The sequence below is a fragment of the Flaviramulus sp. genome (assembly GCF_982512915.1).
In genome coordinates this window covers 1-8,748 of sequence record NZ_CEWOCJ010000033.1, presented here as the reverse complement: position 1 = coordinate 8,748, position 8,748 = coordinate 1, and the positions used below count along the sequence as shown (strand labels likewise).

Sequence of the window (8,748 nt, the reverse complement as noted above, 5' to 3'; positions counted from 1 at the left end):
TAAGAATAGATTAACTATTAATCAAAAATCTATAAATATTTGATTAATTATTTTAAAGCGTTTATCATACTTATAATTAATATTCTATCATTATGTATAATATTTAGATTATTGGTAATGAAAAGCAAAAATATATAAATAACCCAACTAATTGAAATTCATTTAGTTGTGTTTTTTTTTGGAGTCAAAGGGAGTGATATCAAACTATTTTTATTACGATTTGAATATTATGTATAAAAACAAAACCCTCTAAATTTCTTTAAAGGGTTTAAGTTTCTATTGTGGAGTCGGAGAGAATCGAACTCTCGTCCAAACAAGTAACAAAAAGGCTTTCTACACGTTTATTCTTTTCTTGGGTTTTCGATTAAAAGCTGGTTAAAGACAACCTACTTTTAACTTAGCTTCTTTAGTTTCAAAAGTAAATCAAAGCATTCTACTCTCTATGTTAACATTTACGATGCCTCAAAAAGGAACGCCGTTAACCAAGGCTTTCCGGAGACATAAAGCTTGTACACCTTGTGTACCTAGGCTAATCTTACTAAAATTCAGATTAAGCAGCTAAAGCGTAGTTATTCTCGCCGTTTAAAGTTCGATTTGGTCTTTTAGGTGTTTCAAAATCATTGCACCACGTGCTTACCATCCCATTAATCTCGCTGTCAAAACCAGTCGACCCCATTAATAAAATGTATTTTGGCGTTACCCTAAAGGGTCAGGCTTTTCGCTATATCTTTTTTGCTTTTATGTCAAAAAAGGATGTTGCTACAATCCTTAACGCAGCCTGCAAAGGTACCAAAAAGTTTGTACAACCATGCAAATCCATGTATTTTAGTGCAAAATTTATACCAGCTTATTTTTAACTAAACAAATACCTCAATAATCTTATTATTATGAAATTCGCAATCATAAAAGAACGTAAAAATCCACCAGATCGCCGTGTAGTATTTTCACCATTAAAATTAGAAGCAGCTAAAAAACAATACCCAGAAGCTTATTTTAAGGTAGAAACCTCAGATATTCGCGTATTTTCAGATGCTGAATATTCAAAACTGGGGTTTGAAGTTTCAGATAATGTTTCAGATTGTGATGTGATGATTGGCGTAAAAGAAGTCCCAATTGAAGCACTTATTCCGAACAAAAAATATTTTTTCTTTTCACACACCATAAAAAAACAGCCCTATAACAGAAAACTTTTAAAAGCTATTTTAGATAAAAATATCGAATTATACGATCACGAAACTATAGTTAACGCAAAAGGTTATCGTTTAATAGGTTTTGGGCGTTATGCAGGCATTGTTGGTACTTACAATGGATTTAGAGCATGGGGTTTAAAACACAATACATGGTATTTACCTAAAGCCGGGCCATTACCAAATCAAGAAGCTTTAATTAATGAGCTAAATAAAATACAACTACCAAAAATTAAAATATTACTAACAGGTAGTGGTAAAGTAGCTAACGGAGTACAAGAAATGCTAGATGCGATGGTTATTAAAAGAGTTTTACCTGATGCTTATTTAAATATAACTTTTAATGAGCCAGTTTACTGTAAAATTGATGTTTTAGATTACAATAAACGTAAAGATGGAGTTGTAAAAGATATTTATGATTTTTATAATAATCCTCAAGATTATGTATCTGATTTTATGCGTTTTGCGAAAGTGACCGATTATTACGTTGCGGGACATTTTTATGGTGATGGCTCACCATTTTTGTATACTCGAACTGATGTAAAATCGAAAGATTTTAATATTAAAGTGGTTGCAGATATTAGTTGTGATGTAGACGGACCAGTAGCCACAACATTACGGGCATCAACTATAGCAGATCCCATTTATGGTTACAACCCTCAAACTGAAACTGAAATAGATTATAAAGATGAAAATGCCATTGTTGTTATGGCTGTTGATAATTTACCATGTGAATTACCACAAGATGCTAGCAAAGGTTTTGGTGAGCAGTTTTTACAACATGTTATTCCTGCTTTTTTTAACAATGATGCCAATGGTATTTTACAACGTGCTAAAATTACCGAAAACGGAAAGTTGACAGAGCGTTTTAGTTATTTGCAAAATTATGTGGATGGTTTGGAGTGAACCTTAAATTTTTATATGAGCGAAATGAATCCTGCTGAAACATACATATTAAAACAAATAGAACCATATAGAACGATATTATTGCAACTACAAAGTGTTATTGAAGCTACTGTTCCAAATGCTGAGTTGTTATATAAATGGAAAATACCTTTTTATTATTGTAATGGCGTTCCTTTATGTTTTTTAAATCAATCTAAAGATTATGTAGATTTAGCCTTTTGGCATTTTGAGGCCATGGAAAATCATACAGAATATTTTATTGATGATAATAGAAAATCCATACGATCGTTACGTTATAAAGCGGTTGATGATATAAACGATGATGTTATTTTTTATATTTTAAAAAAACAACTTCAAATTAATACCAATCCGTTTAAATTAATTAGAAAGAAATAATTTACATATTATTGGTTGTGAGAACCATCACAATAAGGTGGGTTTTTGGTTTCTTTACAAGTACACAAATAGGCGGTTTTGTCTTCCTCAACAGAAAAAGCTAATGATGGTGTTGCTTTAACAGCTCTGTGAGATCCATTACAAAATGGTTGATTTTCACTGTGTCCACAAGTGCACCATGCATATTTTTTATTTGCTTCTAATTCACATTTTATAGGTGTATCTCCACCACGCGTATTATTTTCCATAGGGTAATTATTTTTTACTAATATACACTTTATTACAAACTATTGATGGTTTTTCTTATGGCTACTAAGTTTGTGAGTAATTTTTCTAAATTATCTAAATGTAGCATATTAGCGCCATCACTTTTTGCATTAGCAGGATCAAAATGAGTTTCAATAAATAAGCCATCTACATTATTTACTATACCTGCTCTGGCAATGGTTTCTATCATATCTGGTCGTCCGCCTGTAATACCTTCAGATTGATTAGGTTGTTGTAAAGAGTGTGTAACATCTAAAACAGTTGGGGCAAACTTCCTCATTGTTGGAATGCCTCTAAAATCTACAATCATATCTTGGTAGCCAAACATGGTACCTCTATCTGTAATCCATACGTTATTATTGCCAGAGTCTTTTACTTTTTGAACAGCGTGTTTCATGGATTCTGGACTCATGAATTGTCCTTTTTTTAAATTCACTACCTTACCGGTCTCTGCTGCTGCAACAACTAAATCGGTTTGCCGGACTAAAAACGCAGGAATTTGTAAAACATCAACATATTGAGCAGCCAAATCTGCATCTGAAATCTCATGAATATCAGTTACCGTTGGTATATCAAAAGTTTCTGAAACTTTTTTTAGAATTTTTAAAGCTTTTTCGTCCCCAATACCCGTAAAACTATCAACGCGGCTACGATTTGCTTTTTTAAAACTGCCTTTAAATACATAAGGGATCTCTAGTTTATTAGTAATTTTAACTACCTTTTCTGCAATGCGTAAAGCCATTTCTTCACCTTCAATGGCACAAGGACCACATAATAGAAAGAAATTTTTGGCATCGGTATGTTTTATTTTTGGGATGTTTTGCAGATTCATAACTTAAATTTAATGCAGCAAAGATAAGATTAATGATTTATAAATATATTCACTTTTTAAACGGAATATTTTAATAAGAATTGTTAGGTGCATAAGCGATAGAAACGGCATCCTTTTTACCTTATTGTTAAAAATATTTTTAGTTTTTAACCTATTGATTATTAAGATTAAAGGTGTTTTAGGTAAAAAGATATAGTGGATAGCGCGCCTTTTTTTTACAACAAAAAAAAAGGGATGCCCAAAAAAATATTATTACATTAATTATCCATTATTTATAACTACCTTTGCACGCTTAAAATAAGGCACTATTATGGCTAATATTAAAAACATTGCAATTATTGCACACGTTGACCACGGAAAAACAACCCTGGTTGATAAAATTATGTATCACTGTCAGTTATTCAGAGAAAACGAAAACACAGGAGATTTAATACTTGATAATAATGATTTAGAACGTGAAAGAGGTATCACAATTACTTCAAAAAACGTATCTGTAATATATAAGAATACAAAGATTAATATTATTGACACACCAGGTCACGCCGATTTTGGTGGAGAAGTAGAACGTGTTTTAAACATGGCAGATGGTGTTTTACTATTAGTTGATGCTTTTGAAGGGCCTATGCCTCAAACGCGTTTTGTATTACAAAAAGCTATTGATTTAGGGTTGAAGCCTTGTGTTGTAATTAATAAAGTTGACAAAGAAAACTGTACACCTGAAGAGGTGCATGAGAAAGTTTTTGATTTAATGTTTGAATTGGGTGCAGAAGAGTGGCAACTAGATTTCCCAACCGTTTATGGTTCTGCAAAAAATAATTGGATGAGTGATGATTGGAAAAATCAAACGGAAAATATAGAACCCTTATTAGATATGGTTATTGAGCACATACCAGCGCCAAAAATTGAAGCTGGTACCACTCAAATGTTAATCACTTCTTTGGATTTCTCTTCCTTTACTGGTAGAATTGCTATTGGTCGTTTAACACGTGGAGAACTAAAAGTGGGTCAAAACATTTCATTAGTAAAAAGAAATGGTGTGATTCAAAAAGCTAAAATTAAAGAACTGCACATATTTGAAGGTTTAGGTCGTAAAAAAGTTGAAGAAGTTCAAACTGGAGATATTTGTGCACTTGTTGGTTTAGAAGGATTTGAAATTGGAGATACGGTTGCAGATTGGGAAGCTCCTGAAGGTTTAAAAACCATTGCGATTGATGAGCCGACAATGAGTATGTTATTTACAATTAACGATTCGCCATTTTTTGGAAAAGATGGAAAATTTGTAACCTCTCGACATATTAAAGACCGTTTAAATAAAGAACTAGAAAAGAATTTAGCATTACGAGTAAATGAAACGGATAGTGCTGATAAATTCTTAGTTTTTGGACGTGGTGTATTGCATTTATCAGTTTTAATTGAAACGATGCGTCGTGAAGGTTATGAGATGCAAATTGGACAACCACAAGTAATTATCAAAGAAATTGATGGTGTTAAATGTGAACCAGTTGAAGAAATGACTATTGATTTACCAGAAACAGTTTCTGGTAAAGCTATCGAAATGGTAACTTTACGTAAAGGAGAAATGTTAAGTATGGAGGCAAAAGGTGAGCGTATGGTTTGCCAGTTTTTAATTCCATCAAGAGGTATTATTGGTTTAAGAAATCAATTACTAACCGCTACAGCTGGTGAGGCTATTATGGCACACCGATTTAAAGAATACCAACCATTAAAAGGAGGTATTCCAGAGCGTCAAAATGGTTCGTTAGTTTCTATGGAAAAAGGTCAAGCAATTCCTTATTCTATAGATAAATTACAAGATAGAGGTAAGTTTTTTGTTGATCCAGGAGAAGATATTTATGAAGGACAGGTAATTGGAGAAAATTCTCGTGGTGATGATATGACTGTAAACGTAACTAAAACTAAAAAATTAAGTAATGTACGTAGTTCTGGTGCAGATGATAAAGCGAAAATTATTCCAGCAATTAAATTTTCTCTAGAAGAAGCATTAGAATATATTCAAAAAGATGAATACGTTGAGGTAACGCCTAATTTTTTAAGGTTACGTAAAATTTATTTAACAGAAGTAGATAGAAAGAGAAACAAATCAATATAGCATGCAATTCCTAGGAATTTCGTGGGTAGAATGGTTTGGATATTTAGCAATGGCTGCCGTTTTACTTTCGTTCATAATGAAATCTGTTACGAAACTTAGAATAGTAAACTCCTTTGGATGTTTACTATTCGTGTTTTATGGCTTTGTGCTTCAACCAATTTCAAAGCCAATTATTATTACTAATACAGCTATTCTTCTTATCAATTTTTATTATCTATTTAAAAAATAATTAGTAATTATTTTTTTAGTTAGTTTAAAAGTATTGATGCATAAAATCATTTTATATATATTTGGTTTCATTTAAAAATGGGTTTATAATAAATACCCTAAATTCATGTTATATTAAGTATTTTGTATGTTTAAATTGTTATACATTAACACAATTAAACCTCTTATTAATTGAAAAAATTATTAGATTATATAAATAATAAGGTTTTAGTAAAAATTGCTTCGTTACAAACCACTTCAGTTATCACTAGAATAATAGCAGGAATACTTACCTCTAAAGCAATTGCAGTTTTTATTGGTCCGGTTGGTTTAGCGCTCATAGGCAATCTTAGAGATTTTGTTGCTGCGTTTCATACTTTGGCTACGGTTGGTTTTTATAAAGGTATTGTTAGGTATGTTTCCGAATTTAAAGACAATACTATTGAATTAAGTAAAACATTATCAACTGTTTATTATACAGGGTTTTTCTCCACAGTTTTAGTTTCGATCTTTTGTTATTTTAATGCAGAGTGGATAAATGATGCTATTTTCCCTGAGTACAATAATTATACATTTGTAATTCAAATATTTGCCATAGTACTTCCATTTTATGCTTTAAACATGTTTTCGTTCTCAATAATGAATGGGTTTTCAAAGTACAAAATATTAATTGTTATTAATATAATTGGTCAAATTTTAAGTGTTTCAATAGCTTTATTATTAATTTATCAAGAGAAATTAAAAGGTGCTTTAATATCAGTTGTTATAGCGGAGTCTATTATATTTTTAATAACGTTAGTAGGTATTATTAATAGGCGTAGCTTAATTTCTTATGTGCGTGTTGAAAATGTAAGTTTAATTGTTCTCAAAAAAATGGGTTTTTATTCCTTAATGGCTCTTTTTACTGCGTTTTTATTACCTCTAGTTACTATTGCTATCAGGTCTTATATTATTGATAATATTAGTTATAAAGATGCTGGTTTTTGGGAAGCTATAACAAGAATATCCAAATATTATTTAATGTTAGTTAGTTCTTTTATTGCGCTTTATCTGCTGCCTCGTTTTTCAGAAATAGAGGATAGTAAAGAGTTTAAAAAAGAAGTATTTAGTTTTTACAAAACAATTATACCGTTTTTAGCGGTAGGTATGTTACTTATTTTCTTATTTAAAAAATATATAGTTTTAACTATATTTACTGAAGAGTTTGAACCAGTAGAAGATTTATTTTTATGGCAATTGATAGGGGATTTTGTTAAAATACTATCCATTGTAATTGCTTATCAGTTTTTAGCTAAAAAAATGTTTTGGCATTATATTTTAACAGAAGCTTTTTTAATTATAACTTTATATACCACAAGCGTTTATTTTATTGATTTATTTGATAGTGTAAAAGGCGCTGTTATTGCCCATTGTGTCAGTTATGTTATGTATTACGGTATTATTTTACTCATTTTTGGTAGCTCACTTTTTGGTTTGGATGTAGAGAAAAAATAAAATACTAATCTTTTATATTAGTGATTAATGGTATTATTTTAAATGAAATTTAAGCTTAGTAATTCAACTCCACTTTTAAAAGCGTCCTATTTTAATGCAATTTTAGTTTTTGTTAAAGTTGCTACTGCCATTATAACTTCTAAAGTTATAGCAATTTTTCTAGGTCCAAGTGGATTAGCGTTATTAGGAAACCTCAAAAATTTTATTCAAACAGCATCAAGTTTTACTGCAGAAGGTTATCAAAATGGAACAATTCGTTATGTTTCTGAGATGGATAATAACGAAAAGCAAAAGGATAAAATATCAGCAACTATTTTTCAATTAAGTTTAGGTTTTTCTTTAATTATTGGTGTTTTCTTGTTTTTGTTTGCTTCTTTTTTTAGTCGGTTTGTTTTTCAAACAATAGATTATGATTACATAATAAAACTTATAGGTATTTGTTTGCCTTTCTTATCTATTAATTTAGTAATAATTTACATACTAAATGGTCTAGAGGATTATAAAAGAATGGTAATTGTAAGCTCTGTTTTAAGTATTGTTAATATGCTAACTTCAGTTATTTTAGTTATTAATTATGGGATTTCTGGAGGTTTAGTTGCAGTAATTTTAGGTCAAGTTTTAGTTTTTATTTTGAATTTATTTTTTCTTGGTTCGCATAGAAAAATTCTTAAGAATATTTTTAGATTTCATCTGTTTTCAATTGAAGTTTTAAGAAATATGAACAAGTATTTTTTAATGGCTATATATTCTGCAGCTATAGTTTCAATTAATTTATTATTAATTAGAAACCTCATAATTGATCATTTAAATTTAAGAGAAGCAGGATATTGGGAGGCTATGCAAAGAATATCAGGTTTTTATATAATGTTTTTTACTAGCTTAACCTCATTTTACTTATTGCCTAGATTGTCTAAAGTTGATAGTTATCAATTATTTAAGAAAGAGATTAAGAGCTTTTATTTATTATCTATACCTCTATTAATTATTATTTTTTTTACAATATATTTTTTACGATTTATTTTAATAAAAGTTTTTTTAAATGATGATTTTCTGCCAACATCAAGTTTGTTTTTTTGGCAACTTATTGCTGATTTTATAAGTGTACTAGCCATAGCATTAGTAAAACAGTTTCATGCTAAACTTATGATAAAGGCATATGTTTTTTGTAATGGGCTTTTAAATATTTTATATTTTGTATTAAGTTATATATTTATAGAGAGGTATGGTTTAGTTGGTGTTGTAAAAGCTTATGCTTTAAGTTATTTTATTTATTTAGTTTTTGTATTCCTTTTTGTCTATAATTATTTCAAAAACAAGCAAAATGTTTAAATTAAGAGCATTTTTTAATT

The 8,748-nt window shown here is 29.7% G+C and carries 8 protein-coding genes and 1 other RNA gene; 6 read left to right on the top strand and 3 right to left on the bottom strand.

Going from position 1 to position 8,748, the window contains the following annotated elements:
• Positions 1–279 precede the first annotated feature (279 nt).
• Positions 280–674, bottom strand: a transfer-messenger RNA (tmRNA) gene (gene ssrA / locus AC1XJX_RS13140).
• A gap of 213 nt (positions 675–887) precedes the next feature.
• On the opposite strand from ssrA, the gene AC1XJX_RS13135 reads away from it, so the two are divergent.
• The gene (locus AC1XJX_RS13135) at positions 888–2,093 is read left to right on the top strand and encodes an NAD(P)-dependent oxidoreductase (protein ID WP_482004445.1); all 1,206 of its coding nucleotides are present in this window, start codon (positions 888–890) and stop codon (positions 2,091–2,093) included.
• Positions 2,094–2,108: 15 nt separating this feature from the next.
• The gene (locus AC1XJX_RS13130; RefSeq protein ID WP_482004444.1) at positions 2,109–2,489 is read left to right on the top strand and encodes a DUF1801 domain-containing protein; all 381 of its coding nucleotides are present in this window, start codon (positions 2,109–2,111) and stop codon (positions 2,487–2,489) included.
• Positions 2,490–2,497: 8 nt separating this feature from the next.
• Here AC1XJX_RS13130 and AC1XJX_RS13125 read toward each other — a convergent pair whose 3' ends face one another.
• Both AC1XJX_RS13125 and kdsA read right to left on the bottom strand, forming a co-directional pair.
• A complete protein-coding gene (locus tag AC1XJX_RS13125; RefSeq protein ID WP_482004443.1) occupies positions 2,498–2,737 on the bottom strand; it encodes a CDGSH iron-sulfur domain-containing protein in 240 nt (79 codons plus the stop codon).
• A 32-nt stretch (positions 2,738–2,769) separates the two neighbouring features.
• On the bottom strand, positions 2,770–3,588 hold the full coding sequence (gene kdsA / locus AC1XJX_RS13120; protein WP_482004442.1) for a 3-deoxy-8-phosphooctulonate synthase: 819 nt from the start codon (positions 3,586–3,588) through the stop codon (positions 2,770–2,772).
• Between the two features lie 310 nt (positions 3,589–3,898).
• Between kdsA and typA the strand changes: the two genes are divergently transcribed.
• The 4 genes from typA (at position 3,899) to AC1XJX_RS13100 (ending at position 8,728) form a co-directional block, all read left to right on the top strand.
• Positions 3,899–5,698, top strand: a complete 1,800-nt coding sequence (gene typA / locus AC1XJX_RS13115; RefSeq protein ID WP_482004441.1) for a translational GTPase TypA — start codon at positions 3,899–3,901, stop codon at positions 5,696–5,698.
• Position 5,699: 1 nt separating this feature from the next.
• Positions 5,700–5,927: a uroporphyrinogen decarboxylase gene (locus AC1XJX_RS13110; protein WP_482004440.1), complete on the top strand. Its 228-nt coding sequence runs from the start codon at positions 5,700–5,702 to the stop codon at positions 5,925–5,927.
• Between the two features lie 170 nt (positions 5,928–6,097).
• Entirely contained in the window at positions 6,098–7,399 is a 1,302-nt protein-coding gene (locus AC1XJX_RS13105) for an O-antigen translocase (RefSeq protein WP_482004439.1), read from the top strand.
• A gap of 42 nt (positions 7,400–7,441) precedes the next feature.
• Positions 7,442–8,728 (top strand): O-antigen translocase, encoded by a 1,287-nt coding sequence (locus AC1XJX_RS13100; RefSeq protein WP_482004438.1) that lies wholly within the window; start codon positions 7,442–7,444, stop codon positions 8,726–8,728.
• The last annotated feature ends 20 nt before the right edge of the window (positions 8,729–8,748 follow it).